Consider the following 24,679-nt stretch of genomic DNA (forward strand, 5'->3'; position numbering starts at 1 on the left):
GCCGAAGGTTGCATTCGGCAGCGGCTCGAGAGAACCAGCAAGGCTCACTCACAGCGTTGACGCCGATTTTTGTCGTTTAAAGCACCACGCTTCCTATCGACCTAAAATCGACCGTCCGTCTGAATTCACCCTCTACCTGTCAAATATGACAGTAGTCAGCCTTCTCCTCCCGGTGTTTGATGTTCCGACGCGGACGCTACCTGCGTCATGACCTCGGAGGTTCCTTATGGCGAATGATCAAGACAATCCCGGTGTGTTAGTGCTTTACCCTCTGCGCTTTATCAGCGCCAATTACCCGGTGATCAGTGACCCTCTACCTCCCGCCAACGTGCCGGCCGGGGGATGGCTATAGGCTGCTGGCAAAGTCATGGATGTCGCGGACGGCGCTGTGGTGGAGTTCCGGCAGAGCGGCCTCGAAGATGATGTCGCCGTCGTGGACGATGCCGTTAACGGTGCGGCTGATCACACTAACGCCGGCGCGAGCGAGCTTGCGAGCGTAGGCAAGTCCTTCGTCGCGCACGGAGTCAAGTTCGTTGGTGGCGATCACATGCGGCGGGAGGCCTGACACGTCTTCTTCGGTGGCGTGGTAAGGCCAGGCCAAGGGATTGCGGCGGTTGGCGCGGTCAGGGTCGTAAAGGCTGGCCAGAACCCGGCTGGTGGCAAGGCTGGTGAAGTACTGGTCGTTCTCCAGCAAGGATGGCAGCTCGCGAGCCTGGTCCTCCACGCTCCAGTCGTAGGCGCCGGAGATGTGCGGCGCGAGTGCATACACCCCGTCAATCAGGGTAAGTTGGCCATCTTGCTTGGCCTTGAGGGCTGTGGCGAGGGCGAGGTTGCCACCGCCTGAATCGCCGACGACGACGATCTTGCTCAGGCCGAGTTTACTGCGGTGGGTGTCGGTCCACTGCAGAGCACTGAAGCTGTCGTTGAGGCCGGCGGGAAAGGGGTTGGGGCCGAGCTTTCCCGCGCCGTTGCGAAAGTCGACACCGACCACGATCATGCCAGTGGCGGCCAACTGGTCGGCCCAGCGCAGGTGGAGCGGATTGTTCATACTCAGTAGAACCATTCCACCGGAGTGCAGGTAGACGATGCCAGGCATGGGCCCCTCCGACTGGGCAGGGCGGTGCATATAAAGCTTGATCGTGTTGCCGTCGATGCCGGTAATCGTCTCGACAGTGCGCGTCACACCGGTAATGGGTGGCAGGCCGGCGGTGACCGCGTCGTAGAGCTGCTCAAAACCCCCTTCAGCCTCGGCCCCCCACTCAAGTAGGGCCGACCTCGGGTCGGCGGCGGTGACCGACGGTGGAGCAGCGTGCTTGTCCATACCGAATGCGGCCATGGCCGCGACCAGACGGGCGTCGCTTCGCGGATCGGAGCCGAAGTCGGTGGCGGGATCGCCGAGACGACCGGGCAACGAAGGCTGAACCAGGGTCCGATCATGCTCTGTTGTCATGAATTTTCCTCATCTGGCACGGATGTGTTGGGCGTCGACTCAGCCGCGTCCGAGCGCGCGGGCGATGAGGAGGGTGTCGGCAGTCTGCTGGAGCCGAACAAGCTGGCCATCACGCAGGGTGAAAATATGCACGAACCGAGAAGTGAGTTCGTTGCTGCCGTCCTTGGTTACGCCGTGGTAGCGACCCAGTGCGATGACGTGGTCTCCAACCTCGAAGAACTCGTCACCCTCGGCCCAGAACTCTGTGAAGTCGCCAAAGAAGGAGAAAAAGTCATTGATGATGCTGTCGAAGCCGATGTGGACGCCGCCCTTCGGGAAGCCGGCGGCAATGTCCCACACAGCATCCTGCGCAATAACCGCACGGATGACATCCATATCACCCTTGGCGTTGTACATACGCTGGACGACGTCGATCTGCGGGGAGCTGGCGGTGCTGCTCATAATGTTTCCTCTTCTGTAGTGCGGTCTGTAGTCAGGACAAGCCTAGTGCATTTATGAAGCGCCCGAAGTGGGTCGTTCGTTCCGTGCTTGGCACCCTCAATCAATAGGGTGCTGCTCACGCCCGCTCTTGAGCAATCACCGATATCTTGCCGTTGCGCTCCAGGATCGCGAACTTGATTTGATCAAGGGTCTCGATGCCCTGACTCGAGCGTGCGGCCTCCATGATGTCGGCCTCGATCAATCGCGCGTGGCGCAGGCGTTTGTGCAGCACCTTGCCGTTCTCGACGATGATCGTCGGCCCGCCATCGATCAACTGCGATATCCATTGCGAGCGCTGTTTGAGCAGCGACAGGCCGACGTCGATGACAATCAGCGTGACGATCACCAACATCGAGTTGGTCAGGGAAAAGTCATCGCCCAGCAACGCCTGTTGCGTGGCTTCGCCGATGATCATCAACAGCAAAAAATCGAATGTCGTCAACTCGGCCAAAGAGCGTCGGCCGGCAATCCTGAACAGCACCATCAGCGCCAGATACATCGCGGCCGCGCGTAATACCGAGTCCATAGGTCACCTAAGGGAAAATGAATTGATCCAGGTTCACGGGCATGGCGCCGGGCGATGCGATGCGGCTGCGAAACAGTCCCAGCCCATCGCCGCGCAACGTCAGATAAAGGTTTGCCTGACCCTGAGCGTCGGTTTGCACCCACAACTTCATGCCCTGCCCGGCACTGATGGCGCGCAGGGGTTGCGGTTGCAGGGTTTCGATGTTGAAACCGTCCAGCAGCGCCCCGGACAGTTCCAGTTCAACCGTGGCATTGGGTGCACCGCTCACGCTGATCTGCATCGGGTTGGACGATCCGTGGCGGTGGAACATCTCGTATTGCACCCGGACCTTGCCATCGTCGCCGTGAACGTCCCGGGTACTCAGCGGCCCGCGTGAAAACAGGCCGAGCAGCGCCAGCAACACCATCAGCACCAGGATGTACCAGCCCCAACGCTCGAATCGCCAGACCTTGACCTGATGCGCCATGTCTTCGCGCACGGGATAGTCGCGGCTGTGGTAGTCGGAATGGCCGGATTCATCGTTCATCGCGTGCGCCCTGCCCTTGCTCACCGGCCAATGCCCGTTGATGGAAATGCGGCAGCAACTTCAACGCGTGCTCCGCGGCCAACAACTGAACCTCACTACGTGTGCCGGAAAACCGCAGTTGTCGGCTGAAGACACATCGCCCCTGCCCGGTCTGATAGGCCCAGGCGAAACAAATGGTGCCGGCCGGAATGCCATCGACGTCTTCCGGGCCGAGGATGCCGGTGGTCGCCAAGGCGACATTGGCCGTGCTGTCGCGCAGCGCACCCAACGCCATTTCCCGAGCGACTTCACAACTGGTCAGGTTGAACGTTTTGATCGTATCGGAGCTGACGTTGAGCAAGCGCTGCTTCGCCTCGGGGGAATAAACCACATAGCCGCTTTCGATCAGCTCCCCGCTGTGCGGGACTTCAGCCAGCAGCGTGACGATTTTTCCGGCCGTGCAAGACTCTGCGGTGGTCAACAGCAAGTCGTTTTCACGCAAATACTCGACCACGGATTGGCTGATGCTCATGGCAAATCATCCAGACAGAGAGCTGCTCGGTTGACCTTCGCCGTCTCCAAACATTCCCTCTATCGGAACACGCTCGGCTCAGGGGATAAAAAAGTGAACCCCTGTCAAAACTCACCCCTCCATACGTTTAGGGCCGACCGTCAATCAATGCATCGGTTATGCCTACACCGTGACGCCGTTTTTCCTCGCTGGTATTGCCGGTCTGTACCCAAGCCGGCTGGTTGGCGATCCTGGTGCTGGTCACCATCCTGATCTCAATGATCCTGCTATGGTTCAACGTACTGACGCCTGAATACCTGCGCGCGACCGTCGGTTGATCGCCAGAGGCCCTACATCGTGGCACGCACCCGACGAGTACCGAGCATGAGTTTCATTTTGTGGGTGGCGGTGCTGGGGGCCGTGCTGCTGACGCTGGCATTGACGTCGTCGTACCTGCGATGGATGCCGGTGACCACGTCGGCGGTGTGCCTGGTGTTGGGTGTGGCCATTGGGCCTGTGGGGCTCGGGCTGTTGAAACTGGACACCGATGATGCGTCCACCTGGATGGAGCACCTGACGGAAGTCGCAGTACTGTTTTCGTTGTTTGTCTGCGGTTTGAAGTTGCGCTTGCCGTTCAAGGATAAAAACTGGCGCATTGCCTACGGCCTGGCCGGCCCGGTCATGGTGTTGACCATTGCCGGCGTCAGCCTGTTGTTGCATTACGGTTTCGAATTGTCTTGGGGCGCGTCCGTGTTGATCGGCTCGATTCTGGCCCCCACCGACCCGGTGCTCGCCGCCCTGGTACAAGTCAACGACGCCCGGGATGACGACAGTGTGCGCTTCGGGCTGTCGGGTGAGGCCGGGCTCAATGACGGGATCGCCTTTCCGTTTGTCATCCTCGGCCTGCTCCTGGTGCAGCACGACGGCAACCCCGGCTGGCTGAGCGATTGGGTGCTACGCAGTCTGTTGTGGGCAGTCCCGGCCGGTTTGCTCACTGGCTACTGGATGGGACGCGGTATTGGCCGCCTGACCTTGTTGATGCGAATCCAGAATGACGACAGCACCCTTTCCCCGAATGATTATCTTGCCCTCGCCTTGATTGCCCTGGCGTATGTCGGGGCCGAGTCGATTCATGGTTACGGCTTTCTGTCGGTGTTTGCCGCCGGTCTGGGTTTGCGCCACGAAGAAGTCAAATCCACGGGTGACGACGAACTTCCCGCCGAGCATCTGGTTCAGCCTGTTGTGGGCCATCAGAACGTCGAGCCGCAAGACGCCGTTCATGGCGATACCGAGAACCTTCAAGACACCCAGGTCGCGGCGGGAATCATGATGGGCGACATGCTCGCTTTCGGCGGCCTGGTGGAACGGGCCATGGAAGTGTTTCTGGTGACGCTGCTCGGCGTGGTGCTGATGGCGCACTGGGATTGGCGTGCGTTGCCGATCGCAGGCGTATTGTTTTGCCTGATTCGACCGCTGAGCGTCGTCGCCATGCCCTGGGGTGGTTTGCTCAACGGTCGCCAGCGAATGTTGATTGGCTGGTTCGGCATACGCGGCATCGGCAGTCTGTATTACCTGTTTTATGCCCTGAACCACGGGCTGGGCGCGTCGATCTCAACACTCTGTATTGATCTGACCTTGTCCGTGGTCGCGCTCAGCATCCTCATCCACGGGATCAGTACTCAACCGATCCTGGCTCGATATGAACGGCAAAAAAGACAGGATGTTTGATTTTATGTCTGTGCGTTCAGGGTCGGAATTATCGAATTTTCACGTTCATAAATTTGAAATTCTTCGCGACCCGGCCAGTCACAACTCTAATCCCGCCCGGCTTTTGCACGGCGGGACATGCCAGGTTCGGTTCCCCTGCGGCGTCGATACCTATCAACAGGAACCTCGAGAAAATCAGGTGCTGGTCATGATTCACTATTCCACCTCCGAAGAAATCAAAGCCTGCCGGCCTTCGCCCTGGAACGTAATCGTCAGTTGTTTGAAGAGGCCCAGGCGCTGAGCCGTAGCGCCTTTGCGTTACTCGAGGATAGCGGCATGGATGTGGAACTGTTTGATCGCTATCAGGCCCTGCGCAGAAAGGCCGACTTGAAGTTCGAGGAAGCGATCGAGCACTTGCAGCTGCTCAACGAAGACTTCCCGCCTGTCTCGATGTCCACGCAAAACGCTCATCGTTTGCTCCAGCAGCCCGAATCCAGAGGCTGAACTTGAAAAGCCCGGCGCAGTCGCCGGGCTTTTTATTGTCTGGAATATCAATGCTCCACTGCGAACTGCATGAGTCCATTTCCGGACTCATGCAGGCTGCATGACCGCAGTTCGCCATCAGTCACTTCAACTTATTGTTTTATAAACAAGTTATTGCACCGGCAAACCGGCACGACAAATGCTCAAGGACAATGAGCGACTTTCGGCCTTGAGACCGTTCGCGCTCACCCCCTGACTTGTTGGAGAGACTCGACCATGAACGCCATAGACCTGTTGAAAGCAGACCATGAACGCGTAAAAGGCATCCTGACCCAATTAAGTGAATCCACCGAACGTGGTGTTAAAAAGCGCGGCGAGTTGCTGGCCAAGCTGGAAATGGAGATCGCCATCCATACCCGTCTCGAAGAAGAAGTCTTGTACCCGGCGTATAAAAAGGCTGGAGGCAAAGAGCAGGACGTCATGTATTACGAAGCCAAGGAAGAACATCGCACCGTTGATTCGCTGGTGCTGCCAGACCTGAAAGTTACCGACCCGTCCACTCCGGAATTTGCCGGTCGCGTGAAAGTGGTCAAGGAACTGCTGGAACACCACATCGAAGAAGAGGAAACGGAAATGTTTCCTCAGGCCAAAAAGTTGCTGGGTAAAGCCACCCTGGAGGAATTGGGCGCACAGATGGAAAGCTTGAAAGCCCAATACAAGAAAGAAATGAGCGCAGCCAATCTGGCGGCTTGATGCAAGTGGCGAGACAGCAAGAGGCCCGGCATATGCCGGGCCTTTTTTGTTGTTCGGTTCACGCGCCGGGGTTGGTCACCTGGATGTAAAACGCGTAGCTGCCCAGCAGCATCCAGAAGGTGGCGAAAATCCACGGCGTACGCACCGAAAACAACAACGACTTGCGATACCCCTTATGGGACGATTCCATCTCACTGAACAGCGGCGACTCATCGTAAGCGAGGCCCATCAAGGGTTCGCTGCGCAGCAACTCACTCTGCTTGAAATGCCAATGGTCGATGATGTCGTAGGCCGCGCGAATCCCCGGCCAGGCGTTGAGTGAACTAAGCAGCCCCAGCAGTGCCAAAAACGGTGGCACCACCAGCGTGAAGAGTTTTCCCCATTCGGGGTTGAGGTTGGACATGCAGGACGCAAAAGCAATCACTAAGAACGATTGCGCCGCCAGGTAGGCATCAGTGCGATTGGCCAGAATGCTGGTTTCGTACTGGATTTCCCGGCGGTAGAAATCCAGGCGCTCCTTGGGTGAACCGAACATCTTGGCGTTGCGTTCGGTCAGGGTTTCTTCGGCTGGGGCTTCGGTCAGTATTCTTGGCACAGGAATTACACACAGGTTGGAAAACGTTTAGAAGAAACGTCTGCCGACAAGTTCAGCTGGAATGACAATGGAGCCTGCAATGGACGATCTTGATTGGGTGCAATGGCCGGCGATGCTGGTCACGGTGCTGGCGGCGTGGTTGATCGGTTCGCAAAGCCCCAGGCGCAGGGTATCGGGCTTCGTCTGTTTTATCGTCAGCAATGTTTTATGGGTGACGTGGGGTTACCACACCCAGGCCTATGCACTGATCGTGTTGCAGTTTTGCCTGTGCGCCATGAACGTGCGTGGTTTCAAGAAGAACGCGGGATCAGCGGCCGAACATTGAGCTCGCTTTGTCATTTCATGGTCGTGGCGATGATTTCCACCAGATTGAGTTGGGTAAAAGGTTTGGACAGGCGCGGAAGTCTGGTTGCGAAACCTTCCAGGCGCTCGGCGTAACCGGTGGCAAGGATGATCGGCAGGCTCGGTTTGATGATCCGGATAGCCTGCGCCAGTTGCGCGCCATTCATCTGTGGCATGGCCATGTCGGTGATGACCAGATCAATCGCTGATTCAGTGTCGAATACTTTCAGCGCTTGCGCCCCGGACGTCGCACTGATCACCCGATGCCCCAGGTCTTCGAGTAACAGGCAGGTACTGGTCAACACGAGGCTGTCATCATCCACGACCAGCACGCATAGACGGTGCACCGGCGGTGCGGCCTCCTCGATAACAGGCCTGGCAACCGAACCGGTCGTGGCGATGGGTATCCACAGTTCGGCGATGGTGCCTATGTCCTTCTGACTCTTGAGGACGAATCGTCCGCCCAATTGCTCGATGTAACCATGCACCATCGAAAGTCCCAGCCCCGTGCCTTTGCCAACGCCTTTTGTGGTGAAGAACGGGTCCATTGCCGAACCGAGCGTGGTTTCATCCATACCCTCCCCCGTATCGCTGACACTCAGGCACACATACCGGCCTGACAGCAGGGATAACTGCGGTTGATCCCAGGTTTCTTCGGTCTTGGCACTGATGACGATTTTCCCGCCATGGGGCATTGCGTCACGGGCGTTGGTCACCAGGTTCAATACCGCCAGTTCAAGCTGATTGACGTCGGCCAGGACTGGGTCGAGCGCTTGCGGAAAATGGGTTTCGAGTACCACCGAAGGCCCGAGCGAGCTGCGCAACAGCCCGATGATCCCTTGCACCAGCGCAGGTATTTCGACGGGTTCGGCTTTGAGCTCCTGACGTCTGGCAAAAGCCAGCATGCGTTGGGTCAGAGAGACGCCGCGCAAGGCTCCCTGAGTGGCGTTGTCCACCAATCGGGTGATTCTCGGATCGTCCCCCACGCGTTTGCGGACGATTTCCAGATTGCCGAGGATGACGGTCAGCAAATTGTTGAAGTCGTGGGCAACGCCGCCGCTGAGTTGGCCGATGGCCTGCATCTTCTGCGCCTGAAACAGCGCTTCGCGGGTTTGCTCCAGCGCCTGCTGGGCTTGTGTGGCTTCGGTGATATCACGGGTGATCTTGGCAAAACCGAGCAAGGTGCCGGTTTCGCCCCAAATCGGGTCGACCACGACATTGGCCAGGAACCGCGTACCGTCCTTACGCACGCGCCAGCCTTTGTTTTCGAATCGCCCGTCACGTAGCGCGATGTCCAGGGTCCGTTGTGGTTCGCCGGCCTCGCGGTCTTCCGGGGTGTAGAACATCGAAAAGTGCTTGCCGATGACTTCTTCGGGCAAATAACCCTTGATGCGTTGAGCCCCGGGATTCCAGTTAGTCACGCGGCCATCCGGGGCGAGCATGTAGATGGCGTAGTCAGTGACGCTTTGAACCAGCAGGCGGAACTGTTGTTCGCTTTGCTTGAGGACTTCTTCGGCCATCTTTCGGTCGGTCAGGTCGCGGGTAATCTTGGCAAACCCGAGCAACTTGCCCGACGGATCGAGAATGGGATCGATCACTACGTGGGACCAGAAGTGCGTACCGTCCTTGCGCACCCGCCAGCCTTCTCCCTCGAAACGCCCTTCCCGAATCGCCGTGTCCAGCGCTCGCTGGGGCAAACCGGCAAGGCGGTCCGCTTCGGTATAGAAACGCGAAAAGTGCTGGCCGAGTATTTCGGCTTCTTCATACCCCTTGAAACGCTTGGCGCCAGCGTTCCAGCTGGCAATGGTTCCATCGGGATCAATCATGTAGATCGCGTAATCAACGACAGCATCGATCAACAACCGAAAACGGCTGTCCTCGATGGCGCTGGCTTTGGTCCGATCCTCGTTCATTGATCCCTCTTGGTATGACCGTTTTTTGAAGTATGCGACAAACCACGAAATTGGAAAGCCAGATAAACGACTCTCTTCGTACGTGTTATCGATTCACGTGTTTGACAATGTAGGCGTACAGATCGTTGTAGACGAATTTCGGAACATGCGAAGCATGAGTCGCCATCTTGAGCAGTGCCAGATGACACTCTTTGACGACTTCGTCGCGATCGCTCGCCGCGAAGACGTGGTTGTCGATAATGCTGGAATAGACGCTGTACGCAAAATCCACCTTGGTTGTCGTTGTGGTGATGGAACCGTCGGCACCTTTGGAGTAGGTACTTTGGGCAATCAAGGTGCGCTCGTTCAACACGCCGAACCCGCGTTCGTACACATTGACTTGCGAGCCGCTGACCGCTTTTGCAACCGTCTCGAAGGCCACGATGATCGCAGGCGCATAACTCATGCTGGCATCCAGCGTCGATACCGTGAGAAACCGTTCCATTTCCTGGCCTTCAAGGCTTTTGAGCGCGCGTTTAATGCTCGACACATGAGCAAACTCTTGAGTGCAACCCACGATGTGAGTCTCGAATTGATAGCCGGCGGCGGCGGCCGAAGTCGCAAAAGCAACGAAATCGATACTGTCGAAAGCACATTCCATGATGATGTTGAATTTACCGGTGAAGGCCTGCGTAAAGATCTTCGTACTGACTTCACGAACAAATGCCTCGGTATGCTCATACGCGTGCAAGAGGCCGAGTTTGATCATCTCCGTGTATTGAGGGTGTTTTTTGCGGTAGTCAGGCAGGTACAGCCGAACATAATTGTCGTAGCGTTTTGAAGGCAGCAGGTTCTTTTCCAGCAGATAGGTTTTGCCTGACCCTTGCAGCCCGGCAACGACCAGTATTTTTGGGGTTGCCTCGGCCTTGATGCCGCTGAACAGCGTTGCTTTTATTTCATCGAACGCGGCGGTGACGTGCTCAGGGGTGTACGTATAGTGCGGTGCTACTGACATACCTTGATTTCCTTATCAAAGATTGGCTTGAAAGTGATGACGGGTTCTTTGAATAAAGACGGCATTCGCTGATTGTTCAAATGGCCGTGTCTTTCAATATATGTCGATGTTTTTAAAGTAAAAAATCCTACTCGACTGAGTGAAAAAGCCTCGGAGCAATCGACCACCAGCGCGGCAGTAACTGCTTGACCTTGCTGTCGCCAAACCGGTCATCGATCAACATCACCACCCCTTGATCCTGCTGGGTTCGGATCACCCTCCCCGCCGCCTGCACCACTTTCTGCACACCGGGAAACAGGTAGGTGTAGTCATAACCGGCACCGAAAATCGCCGCCATGCGCCGTTTCAACTGCTCGTTGACCGGGTTGAGTTGCGCCAGTCCGAGGGTGGCGATAAACGCTCCGATCAGTCGCGCGCCCGGCAAGTCGATGCCTTCGCCAAAAGCCCCGCCCAACACCGCGAAACCGACGCCCTGACTCTCGGCGGTGAACTGGTCGAGGAAGTCCTGACGTTGCCCTTCCCCCATGCCCCGGGACTGCGACCACAGATTGATGTGTGGATGTTTCTCGGCCAGCAACTGCGCCACTTGCTGCAAATAATCGAAGCTGCTGAAAAACGCCAGGTAGTTGCCGGGACGTTGGCTGAACTGCCGGGCAATCAGCTCGACGATCGGTGCAAGGGAAGACTGGCGATGGACGAATCGCGTGGAGATCTGGCTGACGATGTGCACGTGCAGCTGATCGGCGTGAAATGGCGATTCAACGTCTATCCACACCGTGTTCGCCGGCGTGCCCAGCAGGTCGGCATAGTAGTGGCGAGGGCTCAGGGTCGCGGAAAACAGCACGGTGCTGCGTGCAGCCGTCAAGCGCGGGCGGATGAAGCCGGCGGGCACCACGTTGCGCAGGCACAGCTGCGACAGGTTGCGTTGGCGGTCGAGGTCGCGCTTGCTGATGTCGAACAGGAACTGTTCATCAAAGAGCTCGGCCACGCGGCAAAACTGCAGCATGTCGAAATAGAAGTTCTGTAACGCGCCGTCCAGGCCTTGAGGATGGTCGTTCAGGTAGTCGCCGATGCTCGCGCTGCACGATGACAACGCCTGGAGCAGTTTTTCCGGCGCCTTGTCATAGGCCTGATAGGCGCCGAGTTGCAGGTTATGCAGGGCATTCCACTCACGGTTGACCCGTTGCAAGGGTTTTTTCAACGCCTCGGGCGCGGTTTTTCGTACACCGTTGAGGGTCGCTTGGTCGAGGCTGGCGCTGTACATCTGCCGGCCACGCTCCACCAGGTTGTGCGCTTCGTCCACCAGCACCGCGACTTTCCAGTTATTGGCCTGGGCCAGCCCGAACAGCAGCGCGCTGAAATCGAAATAGTAGTTGTAATCGGCAACCACCACGTCTGCCCAGCGGGCCATTTCCTGGCTCAGGTAATAGGGACAGACGTCGTGTTGCAGGGCAACCTCGCGCAAAGCGTTCTGGTTCAGCAGGGACAATTTGCTGGCCGCCTGCCGAGCGGCGGGCAGACGATCATAAAACCCCTGGGCCAGCGGGCAGGATTCGCCGTGACAGGCTTTGTCCGGATGTTCGCAAGCCTTGTCCCGGGCGATCATTTCGAGCACCCGCAAGGGTGGCCCGTCGGCGCTGTCGAGGATCACTTGTGCGGCGTCCAGCGCCAGTTTGCGCCCCGGGGTCTTCGCCGTGAGGAAGAACACCTTGTCCAGTTGCTGCGGCGCCAGGGCCTTGAGCATCGGGAACAGCGTGCCGACCGTCTTGCCGATCCCCGTGGGCGCTTGGGCCATCAAGCAACGACCGGTGCTGACGGCCTTGAACACCGACTCCGCCAGATGACGTTGCCCCGGTCGAAAGTCGGCATGGGGAAACGCCAGTTGTTGCGCCGCCCGATTACGCCCTTCGCGGTGGGCCATTTCCTGTTCGGCCCATTGCAGGAACAAGGCGCAATGTTGTTCGAAGAACAGCCGCAGTTGCGCGGCGCTGAAAGCCTCGACCAGGCAGGTTTCCTTTTCGCTGACGATGTCGAAGTACACCAGGGCCAGATTGATCTGCTCCAGCTGCAGTTTCTGGCACATCAACCAGCCGTAAATCTTCGCCTGCGCCCAGTGCAGTTGACGGTGGTTGGCCGGTTGTTTGCTCAAGTCGCCGCGATAGGTTTTGACTTCTTCCAGGCAATTTTGCCCGGGGTCGTAGCCGTCGGCTCGGCCCTTTACCTTCAACGTTTGATACAGACCTTCAAGCGCGACTTCACTCTGGTAGCCCTCGCTGCGCCGGGACGCCACCGTACGGTGCCCGACAATCCCTTCCAGCGCCGTCGGCGAAGGCGTAAAACGCAGGTCGAGGTCACCGACCTTGGCGGTGAATTCACACAGCGCCCGCACCGCGATGCTGTAACTCAAGCGCCCTGCTCCGCCCATTGCACGTAGCAGACGGCAATCGGCATCTGGTGCTCATGGCAGAACTCGAGCCAGCGCACTTGATTGTCTTGCAGGCGATCACCGGGACCTTTGACTTCGATCATCCGGTAGGTTTTGTCCTGCGGCCAAAACTGGATCAGGTCCGGCATGCCGGCGCGATTGGCCTTGATGTCCAACAGCAGTCGATTGAACCAGTGCTTGAGGTGTTCGGCCGGCAGGCAATCGAGTGCCTGATCGAGCAATTCTTCGCTCAGCACACCCCAGAACACGAAGGGCGACTGCACGCCCCACTTGCTGGCATAGCGTTCACGAATCGTCTGGCGGTAACGCCCGTCATCGAGTTCAGCCAGGCAGCTGTGGAACAGCTCCGCACGGCGCGCGTGAAAGTCCTCATTGAGCAAATCCACCGGTCCACGCTGGAACGGGTGGAAAAACGCCCCCGGCAACGGCGCGAAAATCGCCGGCCAGCACAGCAGTCCGAACAACGAGTTGATCAGGCTGTTTTCGACGTAATGCACCGGTGCCGAATCTTCCGCCAAATGTGCCTGAACGTGAGACTCCACCGACAACGCCGGGTCGGTTCTGGGCAGTTGCAGGTCCAGGCGCAGCATTTCTCGTGGGGACGAGCGCTTTATCACCGGCCCACCCAACTTGCGCCGCAGCCTGGGCAGCACGCGCAGCAACTGTTGCTGCTCGGCGGCACTTTCCGGCGAATGCTCCACCGCGACGGCCAGGTCCATGGCCAGCTGATATTCACCGCAGCGCTCCAACACGCGAATCAACCGCAGGCGCGCGCCGGGATACGCACACTCGCGGTAGATCGTCAGTGCGGTAGAGAAATCCGCCAGGCGCTCGCAGTGCTGACCGATCTGGAACAACAGTTTGCCCCGACGTCTTTGCAGCCAGGGATTGCTCAGCGCCAGCCCTTTTATCTGCTCGACAATGTCTTCTACTGCTTCGCCGACCTCGAAATGCTGCTGACACTCATGAAGGAAGAGACAGGCATCCACGTCGTCACGGCTGCGCAGGCCTCGGGAGTCGGCGCAGAACTCGACTTTTTCATAGGTAAAGATGCCCAGGTCAGCCAGCACGAACTCGGACCAATCCTGGTAAAGATTGCCGAAAAACATCAAGCGCAGCCGATCGCACAGGCCCATGATGGTCAGGCTGAACAATCGGTCATCCAGCGACGGGCACCACTGGCCGAAACTTTTGGCCTGGGGAAACTGTTCGCTCAGTGCGGGCAGCCAATCGGTCTTTTTTCCCTTGGGTTGATCGATGGTGGCGCCAAAACACTGGAGAATTTCCGCCTTGAGCAACACCTCGAACAGCGCTTCGATCGGCAGCGGCGATTGCTCATCGATCCAGCCCAGCGCCAGCAGTGGGCCGGCGGCGATGGCGATGTCGCCGATTTCGACGTAATGCAGCTTGCTCGCCCGGAAGTGATTCCCCTTGCGCGTCACCATCCTGACCAGCAGCGCCCTGGATTCACGGGGCAACCGCTTGAACTCGCGGATGAAGTGTTGCTCTTCGACACTCAACACATCGGCATAGCGATGCTCAAGCCAATCAAGCACTTGCATGAAGTTGTTCAAGTAATAGAACGGATCGTCGAGAGGATTTGCAGTCACAGGAAAAAAGGCCATGGCGAGGGAGTACTGGTTATGCATACAGATACCAGCTACGCCCTGCCCGGTGCAAACGGAAAAGGATAAGCGGCGGCGTTAATCGGTATTTTTTCGAGTGTCTATGAACTTTCTGCCGATCCATCGCACCAACCGCGTTAGAGGTACAGTGACGATTGATTTCGTTCGTGGCAGTCGCGCTGTTTTTTTGAAGGATGAGAGGTGGTTATGAATATCAAGACTCTGGGCTTGCCCCTGGCGGTAGCGGCCTTTTTGGCCCTGGCCGGTTGCTCGACGCCAACGGTTGTGACGCTGCAGAACGGCACCCAGTATTTGACCAAGGACATGCCGAAAACCAAGACCAAGGACGGCTTCTTTGAGTTCGAAGATATTTCCGGGGCGAAAGTGAAGGTCAAGGCCGATGAAGTGACCACGATTCGACAGGAAGACTGAACAGCAAAATCAAAAGATCGCAGGCTGCGCCAGCTCCTACACCCACGACCGGCGTAGGAGCTGGCGCAGCCTGCGATCTTTTGCTGGTGTGGCAGCAAACTTAGGCGATTACGATTCCCCCGCCCGACAAGCTATCCAGCCCAACCCCGACCAACGTCACCGAATCCCCCCCAAACGTCAGCACCGTGTCGTGCCCCACCGCCGTGGCATGCGCCCGATAGTCGTCGTTCGGCGTCACGCCCTGAACCCCGAGAAACACCAGTTTGTCGCTGGCCTGGTAGCCAACCACCCGGTCCTGACCAAACGCGCCGCTAAACAGGAACGTATCGATCCCGCCCCCCGACTCGAACAAGTCATTGCTCGCCCCGCCGACAAACACGTCGTTACCCTTGCTGCCGATCAAATGGTCGTTGCCGTCCAGTCCAAACAACCAATCGCCGCCAGCGTGAGCCTTGAGCGTATCGGCACCGGCGCCGCCCTTTACCGTTGACGCGTACTGAGTCAGGTTATTGCCTGTTTTGAGGCCATCGGCAGTGACGCTGTGGGTCACGTCATCCTTGAACAGCCCCCACAGAAACCCCGGCTCCTTGGTCACAATGCTGCCGATGTCGCGGGTCATGCTGATGCCGCCATTGGCGTCGCGGATGTACAGGTTGCCGGCGCCGTCATTGGCGAAGTCGAGATTTTTCACCGACTGCTGCACGTCCAGCACGTTGTTGCCCTTGCCGCCCAACAGGATGTTGTAACCACCACCGTCGCGGAAGGTATCGCTGCCATCGCGGCCTTCCAGATAGTCGTTGCCCCGGCCACCCTGGATCAGATCGTTGCCGTCACTGCCGATGATGAAGGTGCTGCCCTTGTGGGTTTCAGCGTTGCGATTCAGATCCTGAACCCAAGTGTTGGCGCGCGCCGGGTCCGAGAGATTGGCAACGATGATCGTCGAGTCTTTGCTGGTGAGGTCGTAGAACTTCGACTCGATCACCCGGTTCATGCCGTCGCCATAGGCGGTGGGCAAGTGCGAGATCCAGGTCGGGATGTTGAGGATGGAAAACGGCAGCACGTTCCACGCTGTCGAAGCGTAGTGGTCATTGAAGCTGACGATGTTATCGGTCGCCGAGACCTTGGCGGCATCGTGCACGCCCACCGACGACAGGTTGAACGATGAACCGTCGAGGGCGCGGTACACCGGGTCGTTTTCGTAACCGACGTTCAGCACTTTGTCGGTGCTGCTTTGGGTCGGCGAGGCGTAGGCGATGTAGTTGGAATCCTGGTAGAACCCGGCCCACTTGTCGTTGCTCAAATCCGCCAGGCTATTGACCGCCAACCCGCCGAGGCTGTGACCGCTGACCAGCACGTCCTTGCCCGACAGGCCATTGGCCCTGGCAAATGCCGCCAAGTCGTTGAGCAGGTCGCCGAACGCTTCGCCGACGTAGTTTTTCGCATAATCCTTTGGCCCCAACGCCGCCAGCAGATCATTGATCACATCGCCGATGGAGTCGTTGATCTGGCTTTCTCGTGGGCCGCTGGTGCCGCGAAAGGCGATACCGATTTCGCTGAGATGACCCTGCGCGTCGTACTTGCCGAGGATTTCCACCTGAGCGCTGGTGTACCCGGCCTTTTCGCCGAAGAACGTTCCGCGTGCATCGACCTTGCCGTCATAGCCCAGTTGCGTGGCGGTGATCGGCGTCCAGCCGGCTTTCTGCACCGCGTCCAGTGCGGCTTTTTCCGAATCGGGGTTCCATGGGATTCCGGGAATGACGCCCTGGGAGTCGGTGCCACCGATCAGTGCGGCCACCAATGTTGCCGGCAAGCCAAGGCCGAAGCCGTTGTGCTGATAGCCGGTGGCAAAGCCGTTATCCAGGTTGTGGTAGGAATACAGCGTGATCGCCATCGCGTCGGTAAATAACGCTTTGGAATCTGCTGTACCGAAGTTTTTGTAGTCGTACACACCCATTGGTATTGCCTCTCTTTTTGTTGGAATTGTCAGAGATAGCTCACAACCAGGACGCCTCACTCACGAGGCGCCCCGGAGCATTTAATGCATGCAGCCTTAGGCAAACGTAATGCCTGAAGCCGACAGGTTATCCAGTCCGGCGCCCAATCGGGCGTCGGCAATGACTTGCTTCCTTTGCGTCAAATCAGAACTGCCAATCGAGCGTCAGACCCACACCGTGGTCTTTCTCGTTGGAGCCAAGCAGTCCGTTGTAATCCAGGCTCAAACGAACGTCCTGCGCCACCGCCAAACCGGCCCGCGCACCAATGACGGCGGCGTTACGGTCCAGGGAAACGCTCTGCACGCTGAACGCGGTGTTGCCGTTGGCGAAGGCCAGGTGATCTTCGGAACGGGTGTTGCTCAGGTTGTGCTGCCAGCCCAGCGTGCCGGACAGTTCCAGCTGCTTGTCCGACAGGGCAATCGCTTTGCTCGCCCGCAGGCCGAGGGTCGAGAGCACGGCGTCGCGGTTGTCTTCGCCACCCTTGAGCGCCGCGGCATCACCTTTCTCGGTGAAGCTGTCGCTGTTCAGGTGCACGTAAGCCAGGTTGGCGAACGGTTCCAGTGCCAGCGGTTGCAGGTCCAGGCGATAGGCCGCTTCGGTAAACAGTTGTGCGGTTGTCGCATCGCGTTTGGATTTCTGTTTACCGCTGACGTCGCCGAATTGCAGATCACGTTTCACGTCGATGCGGTGCCAGCTGTAAGCGCCACCGACACTCAGACGCAGTGCATCGATTTCATGGCCCAGATAGGCGCCCAAGTGGTAGCTGTCAACGGAGGCTGAGGAATGCGTGCCATCGCCCATGCTCAACGAACTGTCGCTGTAACCGGTCACGAAACCCAGCCGCGTATCTTCAGTGATCAGACCGTCGACACCGGCCAGCAAGCCGCCGATGGAGCTGTTGGAACTGGCGTTGTCATGCCCGCCATCGCTCTTGCCCCAGGCCCCGAGGACTTTGACCCAGGCGTTGCTACGGTCATCGGTGGGTGCCGCGGCATTGAACAGATCACGCTCGCGCAGGCGTTCGCCGACGGCATCGCGCAGGTAACGGCTGTCGTTGATCAGCAGCGTGCCGATCGCCGGGTGAATCTCACCGGACAGTTGCTGGAAGGCTTGTTGCGCGACGGCGGCGGTCGGCGAAAGCAGCAAGGTTTCATAGAGCGGATTGCCGGCGCCCAGTTGCTCGGCGGCCGCGGCAACGGCGCGTTGATTCGGGGTTTGGCCGACGCTTGCGAAGGACGCTGCGTTGCGCTCTACCGCCAGTTGGATGCCATTGGCCGAGTAGCCGAGTGTGCCTCCGATGAACAGATAATCCGGTAGCACGGCGCCGAAACGCCCTTCGATCCCGCCGGCCGCTTGCAGAATGTTGTATTGATTGCCGAGCAGGGATTTCACTTCGCTGGTGGTCAGCAATGTCGGGCTGTTTTCCAGGGACAGGCTGACGGTAGCGCCGTCGATCACGGCTCTACCGCCCGCCACGATCTGATCGCTGCTGGTTGGCGACAATTCCACGGCATAGGTCGAGCCGGGCTCGAAGGTGACGTCGCCCGCCACTTGCAAGGTGCCGATGGAGTTGCCTGGCGCTACGGTGCCACCGCTTTTCGCGGTCAATGCGCCGATGCGGCCATTACCGCCGAGGATCCCGTTGTCGTTGACGGTGACCGCAGAGAGCAGCGAGCCGTTGATTGCCAATCGGCCCTGATTGACCAGCGTCGGGCCAGCGTAGGTGTTGGCGCCGGTCAGCACCAACGTGCCGATGCCCTGCTTGGTCAGGCCACCATGGCCGGAAATGTCGTTACGCCACGTGTCGAGGCCGCAATGCACGTCATTGCACACGCGTTCGGTCGGTTTGCCCGCGTCGATGATCGCGCCGATCCCCGGCAAGTCCGCCACAAACTGACTCGAACCGTAGGCACCCTGGATGCGGAACTCCTCGGGAATGTCTTGCTCGGTGACCAACATCGCCGGGCCATCGATACCTTTGCGCAGGTTGATCATGCCCCAGCCGTACAGCGAATCGACACCCGGCGCACCGAGGTCGGTGGCCGTGGTGCGCAACACGCTGGCGACCTGGGCGCCGGTCATGTACGGGAAGCGTTCCATCAGCACGGCCATGGAACCGGCGACATGCGGCGCCGCCATCGAGGTGCCGTTGTAGTTGGCGTAGCCGGTGGTCAGGTTGTCGGCGTTGGTACCGCTGATGATCGAGCTGTAGATCTTGCTGCCCGGTGCGGACACGCAAAAGCTTGCGGTGTAGCCGCAACGTGATGAGAAGGTGCTGATGTTGTAGAGGTCCGGGCTGTTGAGGTCCGGGTTTTTCTGCAACGCCGCCACGGTCACCCAGTTCGGCGCGATGTCCGGGACGAAATAGCCCAGGCCTGCGATGGCGTCCGGGTTGTTGAGGTTGTAGTCGTTGCCGGCCGCGAAGATCGTCACGATACCGCTGCGGGCCGCCGCGATGGCGCCGTCGTAGGCTCCGCCCGGTTTGGTCCCGAGCAACGGACGGATCTCGTTGAACTGCAATTGCGCGTCTTGCACGGTGAAATGCGGGTAGGCGGGGTTACGTCCGCCGAGGTCGAAGCGATCGGTGATGCCGATGCCCCAACTGTTGTTGATGATCCGCGCGCCGCTGGCGATCAAGGCATCCCAACCGGCCTTGTAGACCGCACCGTCGTTGCCGCGAATGATGCCGTCCTCCGGGCCCGGATCTCCGTTGTCCGCACTGATGATCTGCGCGCCAAACGCCACGCCATGCATCGGGCCGCCATCGCGACTGCCGGCAGCGATCCCGCCAACGTGGGTGCCGTGGGCACCCAGCTTTCCGTCCGAACCGATCGAGGGTGAACCGTCGTAGCGAAACGCATCGCCGGCTTTGACCGGGATGTACGGGTCGGTGTATTCGCGGATGCCGCTGGTGACCAGGGTGATCACTTTGTTCGGGCCGGAGAATTCTGGATGCGCGGCGTAGACCGGTTGGTCGAAGATCCCCAGCTTCACGCCTTTGCCGGTGTAACCGGCGGCGTAGGCTTCTTGTGCGTTGACCGCTCCCAGCCCCCAATCGGCATTGAATTCAGTGCTGCGCCAACTGTTGGGATCGCCTGCTCTACCGTTTTCCACGTAAGGCGCCGCTTGCGCGGTACCGAGGGTGGCCAATGCGCAGAGCAAGGCAAGGTTGTTGTGCTTGTTATTCATCCAGTTACCGTCCTTAGTTGTGTTGCCAAAATCCCTGTGCCTTGAAAAGCACCCATTTCTATTTGTGAAGCACGCCCCCTGTAGCAGCTGACGCAGCTGTTGCGAGGGGATTTATCCCGTTCGGCGGCGAAGCCGTCGTAATTCATTGGACGCGGTGTGGCTGGAAAAACAGGGGCCGCTTCGCAGCCCGACGGGGCGGTGCGACGTTTCGATAAATCCCCTCGCCACAGCTGCGCCAGCTGCTACAAGGGTTCTGCGTTAAAACTGCCAATTGAGGCTCAGCCCTACGCCGTGGCTTTTCTCGCGGCTGGCCAGTTGGCCGGTGTAATCGAGGTTCAAGCGGATGTCCCGGCTCAGGGCCAGGCTGGCATGGGCGCCCACCAGCGCCGCATCACGCACCATTGGCGAACTATCCACGGAAAATGCTGTGCTGCCGCCGGCAAACGCCAGGTGCTCTTCAGAATCGGTATGGCTCAGGTTGTGCTGCCAGCCGAGGCTGCCGCTCAGGTCCAACTTCTGCTGGCCGGACAGGTTCACGGTTTTCAATGCGCGCACGCCCAACGTGCTGAGCACCGCGTCACGCGTGTCGCCATTGCTTTTCAGTGCGGCGGCGTCACCTTTCTCGCTGAAACCTTCGGTGTCGAGGTGCACGTAAGCCAGATTCGCGAAGGGTTCGAGCGCCAGAGGCTGCAGGTTCAGGCGATACGCCGCTTCACCGAACACTTGGGTGGTCCCGGCATCGACCTTGGCTTTCTGTTTGGCGCTGACGTCGCCGTATTGCAGGTCACGTTTGACGTCGGCCCGATGCCAGCTGTAGGCACCGCCGGCACTCAGACGCCAGGCACCCAACTCGCGGCCGGCATAAGCACCCAGGTGATAGCTGTCGACCTTGGCCGATGAGTGAGTGCCGGAGCCCATGTTCACCGAGCTGTCGCTATAGCCGGTGACCAGACCGATCCGGGTTTGCTCATCCAGCGCCCCGTCGACACCGGCGAGCAAGCCGCCAATCGAGGTGGTGTAACCGGCGGTGTCATGGCGCTCATCGGTCTTGCCCCAAGCGCCCAGCGCCTTGATCCAGCCATTGCTTTGAGTGCCTTGGGCGTCAACCAGTCGCTCGCCAACTGCATCACGCAGGTAGCGGCTGTCGTTGATCAGTACCGAACCCAACGCCGGATAGATTTCCCCGGACAACTGCTGAAACGCCTGTTGGGCGGACGTCGCGGTGGGCGACAGCAGCAGGCTTTCGTAAACCGGATTGCCCGCCCCTAGCCCTTCCACGGCGAAGGCTACGGCGCGCTGGTTCGGCGTTTGGCCGACGCTGGCGAAGGTTGTGTCGTTGCGCTCGACACTCAATTGAATACCGGTGGCGGAGTAATCTAGGCTGCCACCGATAAACAGGTAGTTGGGCAGCACCGCGCCGAACTGACCTTGAACGCCGCCGGCCGCTTGCAGGATGTTGTACTGATGACCGAGCAGGCTTTGCACTTGTTGAGTGCTGAGCAAGGTCGGGCTGTTTTCCAGTGACAGGCTGACGGTCGCGCCACTGACCGTGGCCGTGCCGCCCGCGACGATCCGGTCACTCTCGGTCGGCGACAGCTCCACCGCGTAGGTCGAACCCGGCGCAAACGTGACGTCGCCGCTGACCTGCAAGGTGCCAATGGAATTGCCGGGCGCAACCGTAGCGCCGCGGTTGGCGATCAGTGCGCCGACGCGTCCCGACCCACCCAGCGTGCCGCTGTCATTGACGGTTACTTGCGATGCCAGCGAACCGTTGATCGACAGCAGACCGCCATTCACCGTGGTCGGCCCGCGCCAGGTATTGTCGCCGGTCAGCATCAGGCGTCCGGCACCGGACTTGATCAGGCTGCCTTCGTAGACTCGAGTGGCGGCGGCGAGATCGCGTGCCATGCCCACCGCATAGTCGGTCTGATCCTGCTGGCTGGCACCGACCGGTACACCGTTCTCCCAACCTTTGGTCCTCAGTGTCTGTTGCCAGGCACTGTGTTCCGCTGCGTCTTCGCTCTGACGCTGAATCAGCGCCTTGTCGGTGATGTTGTTGCTCCAGACATCGCTCTGCCCTGCCCCCAGATTGGCGTCGAAACGTCCGAGTAATTGCCCCGGCCCGCGCATCGCCCGTTCGAGGTTGGCGACGCCCCAGCCGACGCGGGTGTTCGGCGCCTCGGTGATCGAACCGTCGAGTTGGGTGGCCGTGGTCAGCAGGGTTTCCAGCGCCTGCTGGTTGTTCATGTACGGATAGCGTTCCATCACCAGCGCCAAGGCACCGGTGGCATGCGGCGCGGACATGGAGGTGCCGGACTTGATCGCATAGCCTGCGCCGGGAATGGTGCTGTCGATCTTCGCGCCGGGGGTGGTGATGCACCAATACTTGGCGATCCCGCACTGGTTGTATTTCTGTTGGTTGCCTTGATCCAGCCCCGACACTGCCAGCCAGTGGCCTTCCAGGTCCGGCTCAAAATACGGCAAGGCAGAACGCACGCTGGCGTTGGGGTAACCGCTGTTACCGGCGCTGAACACGTTGATCACGCCGCGCCGGGAAACGTCTGCGGCCTCATCGAGCCAGGTGCCTTTGTTCCAGTGCTGGGCGTAGGCCGCATGCAGATCGTCGAGGGTCCGATAGCTGACGTCCGGTGGCTGACTGCCCCAGCTGTTGTTGATCGCTCGCACACCGGCATCCGCCAACGCGTTATAGACCGCTTTGAAGTAGCGTGGATCAGGATTGGGGCCGAACAGGAAGCTGTCGTTCTTGTTGGTGTTGCCGACGTAGACCTGCGCGTTGTAGGCCACGCCGTGCATACCCGAGCCATCGCGGGAAGCGCCGATGGTGCCGGCGACGTGCGTGCCATGGGAGTCGTTGTTGGCGTTGAGTGTGCCGTCGACATTGAACGACGAACCATCGACGTAACTGCCGCTGGCTGTCACCGCGTGGTAACGGTCGGTAGCGAATTCGGGATGGGCAGCATCGAAGCCTGAATCGAGCTCGCCGATTTTCACGCCTTTGCCAGTGATGCCGGCGGCATAGGCTTGATCGGCTTGCATACGGGCAAGTCCCCAGTCGCGCTGGAACTCCGCCGAGCGCCAACTGGCGGCATCACCGGGCACGCCGGTTTCCAGGTAAGCGGCTTGCACCGAGCCGGGCATTGCTGACACCAGGAGTAATAGCGTGCCGACCGACATCGGCTTGATCTGTACGTCCATGTTCATGACTTCTCGCTTTTTTTGTTTTTTGTAGGAGCTGTCGAGTGAAACGAGGCTGCGATCTTTTTGCGTTCTTGAGAGCGTTGAAGATCAAAAGATCGCAGCCTCGTTTCACTCGACAGCTCCTACAGGGGGGGGGCATCTATTGCGTTCTTGGGCCTTGGCCGAACGCCTCGTCCACCTTGGCCAAATCCTGCTCATTCAACGTCCCGGCGTAGTAATGCAACTTGGTCCAGGCCATCAAGTAGTCGTAGCGTGCCTGTGCCAGATCGCGGCGGGTGGTAAATAGTTGTTGTTCTGCGTTCAATGCGTCGAGGTTGACGCGCTCACCGCCCAAAATGCTTTGCTTGGTCGAAACCACCAGCGCTTCGGCAGACTTCAGGGCTTTCTGATAAGCCCGCAACTTGTTCACGCCCGACAGGCAGGCGCTGAACTGGCGACGCAGTTCAATCAACGTTTCCCGGGTCTTGCCGTCCAGTTCGTACTCGGCCTGCTCCATGGTGCGACTGGCCTGGCGAGTCGATGCGGATACCCCGCCGCCCGCATACAGCGGCACGTTGACTTCAATCCCGATGGTGTTGGTGTCGTAACGCTGGTTGTAGGTGTTGCCGCTTTCCGACTCGTTCTGGCGCACCGAGGCGTAGGCACTGACTTTAGGCAGGTGTCCGGCGCGGTTGCGTTCGACTTCATAACGCGCGACTTCCACGGCATGGCGCTGCGAAGCCAGATTCGGGTTGTTGGCCACGGCCATCTCGTGCCAGGTATCGAAGTTGGCCGGCTGCAGGGTGAACGTCTGGAAACTCTGATCCAGCGGCGCCAAATCCCCGATGTTGATCGCCGGCACGCCAATCAGCGCGCCCAGCTCTCGTAACGACGCGTCCTGCTCATCACGGGCTTCGATTTCCTCGGCCGTGGCCAGTTCATAGCGGGACTCGGCCTCAAGGATGTCGGTACGCGTGCCCTCGCCCTGACGGAACATGTGTTCGTTCTGCTGGAACTGTTGCTCGAAAGCCTTTTTCTTGGCTTGCGCGATGTCGATCTGATCCTGAGCGAACAGCGCCTGGGTGTAATTCTCCAGCACCCGAACGAGCAATTCCTGGCTCTTGCCGCGAAAGGCTTCGTCGGCAAACAGCGATTGCGCCACGCCTTTGCGGTACGACGCGTAAGCCTCGTAGTCGAGCAGCGGTTGTTGCAGGGTCAGGGTCGAGCCGTAGCTGCTGTAGTTGCTGTAGTTGCGGTCATCGGTGCGGTTTTGTCCCCGCTCATTGAGGGCGGTGGCCTTGGAGGAGTTGCGCCCCTTGTTGTAGTTGTAACCAATCCTGGGCAACAGCCCGGCGCGGCCAATGACGCGGTTTTCAAGGCCGGCATCGCGTTCCTTGATGGCGCCGAGAAACACCGGATCATTGCGCAATGCTTGTTCGTAGATGTCGAACGGTCCCATCGCCAGCACACTGTTGCAGGTCAGCAACGCCAGGGTCGCTGCGAGCATGGAAAGCTTATTCATACAGCGGAACATCC

The 24,679-nt window shown here is 59.2% G+C and carries 19 protein-coding genes and 1 pseudogene; 6 read left to right on the forward strand and 14 right to left on the reverse strand.

Going from position 1 to position 24,679, the window contains the following annotated elements; genetic code table 11:
- Positions 1–346: 346 nt before the first annotated feature.
- The 5 genes from ACA059_RS15730 to ACA059_RS15750 form a co-directional block, all read right to left on the reverse strand.
- Complete coding sequence (locus ACA059_RS15730) at positions 347–1,450, reverse strand: alpha/beta hydrolase fold domain-containing protein (RefSeq protein ID WP_497629997.1); 1,104 nt, start codon at positions 1,448–1,450, stop codon at positions 347–349.
- 39 nt (positions 1,451–1,489) lie between these two features.
- Complete coding sequence (locus ACA059_RS15735; RefSeq protein WP_497629998.1) at positions 1,490–1,891, reverse strand: nuclear transport factor 2 family protein; 402 nt, start codon at positions 1,889–1,891, stop codon at positions 1,490–1,492.
- A gap of 115 nt (positions 1,892–2,006) precedes the next feature.
- The gene (locus ACA059_RS15740) at positions 2,007–2,456 is read right to left on the reverse strand and encodes a DUF421 domain-containing protein (protein WP_347805072.1); all 450 of its coding nucleotides are present in this window, start codon (positions 2,454–2,456) and stop codon (positions 2,007–2,009) included.
- Positions 2,457–2,463: 7 nt separating this feature from the next.
- Complete coding sequence (locus ACA059_RS15745) at positions 2,464–2,982, reverse strand: hypothetical protein (protein WP_497629999.1); 519 nt, start codon at positions 2,980–2,982, stop codon at positions 2,464–2,466.
- Positions 2,972–3,493 (reverse strand): CinA family protein, encoded by a 522-nt coding sequence (locus ACA059_RS15750; RefSeq protein WP_497630000.1) that lies wholly within the window; start codon positions 3,491–3,493, stop codon positions 2,972–2,974. The genes ACA059_RS15745 and ACA059_RS15750 overlap by 11 nt, the downstream gene beginning before the upstream one ends.
- A gap of 133 nt (positions 3,494–3,626) precedes the next feature.
- Between ACA059_RS15750 and ACA059_RS15755 the strand changes: the two are divergent.
- The 4 genes and pseudogenes from ACA059_RS15755 to ACA059_RS15770 form a co-directional block, all read left to right on the forward strand.
- Positions 3,627–3,810, forward strand: a pseudogene (locus ACA059_RS15755) (hypothetical protein); the annotation flags it as partial.
- Positions 3,811–3,856: 46 nt separating this feature from the next.
- Entirely contained in the window at positions 3,857–5,200 is a 1,344-nt protein-coding gene (locus tag ACA059_RS15760) for a cation:proton antiporter (RefSeq protein ID WP_497630001.1), read from the forward strand.
- Positions 5,201–5,317: 117 nt separating this feature from the next.
- Positions 5,318–5,683 (forward strand): hypothetical protein, encoded by a 366-nt coding sequence (locus ACA059_RS15765; RefSeq protein WP_497630002.1) that lies wholly within the window; start codon positions 5,318–5,320, stop codon positions 5,681–5,683.
- A 255-nt stretch (positions 5,684–5,938) separates the two neighbouring features.
- Positions 5,939–6,415 (forward strand): PA2171 family ribosome-binding persister protein, encoded by a 477-nt coding sequence (locus ACA059_RS15770; RefSeq protein ID WP_046055244.1) that lies wholly within the window; start codon positions 5,939–5,941, stop codon positions 6,413–6,415.
- Between the two features lie 58 nt (positions 6,416–6,473).
- Here ACA059_RS15770 and ACA059_RS15775 read toward each other — a convergent pair whose 3' ends face one another.
- Positions 6,474–7,010: a hypothetical protein gene (locus tag ACA059_RS15775; RefSeq protein ID WP_497630003.1), complete on the reverse strand. Its 537-nt coding sequence runs from the start codon at positions 7,008–7,010 to the stop codon at positions 6,474–6,476.
- Positions 7,011–7,089: 79 nt separating this feature from the next.
- Here ACA059_RS15775 and ACA059_RS15780 point away from each other — a divergent pair, with 79 nt between their 5' ends.
- Positions 7,090–7,335 carry a hypothetical protein gene (locus ACA059_RS15780; protein WP_497630004.1) on the forward strand — a complete coding sequence of 82 codons (246 nt, stop codon included), beginning with the start codon at positions 7,090–7,092 and terminating at the stop codon, positions 7,333–7,335.
- Positions 7,336–7,345: 10 nt separating this feature from the next.
- On the opposite strand, the gene ACA059_RS15785 is transcribed toward ACA059_RS15780, so the two are convergent.
- The 4 genes from ACA059_RS15785 to ACA059_RS15800 all read right to left on the reverse strand — a co-directional run bounded on the left by ACA059_RS15785 (position 7,346) and on the right by ACA059_RS15800 (position 14,330).
- Positions 7,346–9,265: a hybrid sensor histidine kinase/response regulator gene (locus ACA059_RS15785; protein ID WP_497630006.1), complete on the reverse strand. Its 1,920-nt coding sequence runs from the start codon at positions 9,263–9,265 to the stop codon at positions 7,346–7,348.
- A gap of 85 nt (positions 9,266–9,350) precedes the next feature.
- Positions 9,351–10,259: a zeta toxin family protein gene (locus ACA059_RS15790; protein WP_497630007.1), complete on the reverse strand. Its 909-nt coding sequence runs from the start codon at positions 10,257–10,259 to the stop codon at positions 9,351–9,353.
- Positions 10,260–10,386: 127 nt separating this feature from the next.
- On the reverse strand, positions 10,387–12,666 hold the full coding sequence (locus ACA059_RS15795) for an ATP-dependent DNA helicase (protein ID WP_497630008.1): 2,280 nt from the start codon (positions 12,664–12,666) through the stop codon (positions 10,387–10,389).
- A complete protein-coding gene (locus ACA059_RS15800) occupies positions 12,663–14,330 on the reverse strand; it encodes a VRR-NUC domain-containing protein (RefSeq protein WP_497634686.1) in 1,668 nt (555 codons plus the stop codon). The genes ACA059_RS15795 and ACA059_RS15800 overlap by 4 nt, the downstream gene beginning before the upstream one ends.
- A 207-nt stretch (positions 14,331–14,537) precedes the next feature.
- Here ACA059_RS15800 and ACA059_RS15805 point away from each other — a divergent pair, with 207 nt between their 5' ends.
- On the forward strand, positions 14,538–14,762 hold the full coding sequence (locus ACA059_RS15805) for a YgdI/YgdR family lipoprotein (RefSeq protein WP_046055248.1): 225 nt from the start codon (positions 14,538–14,540) through the stop codon (positions 14,760–14,762).
- 100 nt (positions 14,763–14,862) lie between these two features.
- Here ACA059_RS15805 and ACA059_RS15810 read toward each other — a convergent pair whose 3' ends face one another.
- The 4 genes from ACA059_RS15810 to ACA059_RS15825 form a co-directional block, all read right to left on the reverse strand.
- On the reverse strand, positions 14,863–16,716 hold the full coding sequence (locus ACA059_RS15810) for a polyurethane esterase (RefSeq protein ID WP_497630009.1): 1,854 nt from the start codon (positions 16,714–16,716) through the stop codon (positions 14,863–14,865).
- A gap of 184 nt (positions 16,717–16,900) precedes the next feature.
- Entirely contained in the window at positions 16,901–19,945 is a 3,045-nt protein-coding gene (locus ACA059_RS15815) for an autotransporter domain-containing protein (protein WP_497630010.1), read from the reverse strand.
- A gap of 258 nt (positions 19,946–20,203) precedes the next feature.
- A complete protein-coding gene (gene eprS, locus ACA059_RS15820) occupies positions 20,204–23,161 on the reverse strand; it encodes an autotransporter serine peptidase EprS (RefSeq protein WP_497634687.1) in 2,958 nt (985 codons plus the stop codon).
- Positions 23,162–23,303: 142 nt separating this feature from the next.
- Positions 23,304–24,677: a TolC family outer membrane protein gene (locus ACA059_RS15825; RefSeq protein ID WP_497630011.1), complete on the reverse strand. Its 1,374-nt coding sequence runs from the start codon at positions 24,675–24,677 to the stop codon at positions 23,304–23,306.
- Positions 24,678–24,679 lie beyond the last annotated feature (2 nt).

The organism is Pseudomonas sp. LBUM1647 (genome assembly GCF_059716175.1).

Coding starts and splice junctions, on each gene's coding strand:
- ACA059_RS15805 (WP_046055248.1), top strand. CDS start 14,538: ATGAATATCAAGACTCTGGGCTTGCCCCTGGCGGTAGCGGCCTTTTTG.
- ACA059_RS15785 (WP_497630006.1), bottom strand. CDS start 9,265: ATGAACGAGGATCGGACCAAAGCCAGCGCCATCGAGGACAGCCGTTTT.
- ACA059_RS15815 (WP_497630010.1), bottom strand. CDS start 19,945: ATGAATAACAAGCACAACAACCTTGCCTTGCTCTGCGCATTGGCCACC.
- ACA059_RS15790 (WP_497630007.1), bottom strand. CDS start 10,259: ATGTCAGTAGCACCGCACTATACGTACACCCCTGAGCACGTCACCGCC.
- ACA059_RS15810 (WP_497630009.1), bottom strand. CDS start 16,716: ATGGGTGTGTACGACTACAAAAACTTCGGTACAGCAGATTCCAAAGCG.
- ACA059_RS15825 (WP_497630011.1), bottom strand. CDS start 24,677: ATGTTCCGCTGTATGAATAAGCTTTCCATGCTCGCAGCGACCCTGGCG.
- ACA059_RS15750 (WP_497630000.1), bottom strand. CDS start 3,493: ATGAGCATCAGCCAATCCGTGGTCGAGTATTTGCGTGAAAACGACTTG.
- ACA059_RS15730 (WP_497629997.1), bottom strand. CDS start 1,450: ATGACAACAGAGCATGATCGGACCCTGGTTCAGCCTTCGTTGCCCGGT.
- ACA059_RS15735 (WP_497629998.1), bottom strand. CDS start 1,891: ATGAGCAGCACCGCCAGCTCCCCGCAGATCGACGTCGTCCAGCGTATG.
- eprS (WP_497634687.1), bottom strand. CDS start 23,161: ATGGACGTACAGATCAAGCCGATGTCGGTCGGCACGCTATTACTCCTG.
- ACA059_RS15800 (WP_497634686.1), bottom strand. CDS start 14,330: ATGGCCTTTTTTCCTGTGACTGCAAATCCTCTCGACGATCCGTTCTAT.
- ACA059_RS15745 (WP_497629999.1), bottom strand. CDS start 2,982: ATGAACGATGAATCCGGCCATTCCGACTACCACAGCCGCGACTATCCC.
- ACA059_RS15770 (WP_046055244.1), top strand. CDS start 5,939: ATGAACGCCATAGACCTGTTGAAAGCAGACCATGAACGCGTAAAAGGC.
- ACA059_RS15765 (WP_497630002.1), top strand. CDS start 5,318: ATGCCAGGTTCGGTTCCCCTGCGGCGTCGATACCTATCAACAGGAACC.
- ACA059_RS15780 (WP_497630004.1), top strand. CDS start 7,090: ATGGACGATCTTGATTGGGTGCAATGGCCGGCGATGCTGGTCACGGTG.
- ACA059_RS15740 (WP_347805072.1), bottom strand. CDS start 2,456: ATGGACTCGGTATTACGCGCGGCCGCGATGTATCTGGCGCTGATGGTG.
- ACA059_RS15760 (WP_497630001.1), top strand. CDS start 3,857: ATGAGTTTCATTTTGTGGGTGGCGGTGCTGGGGGCCGTGCTGCTGACG.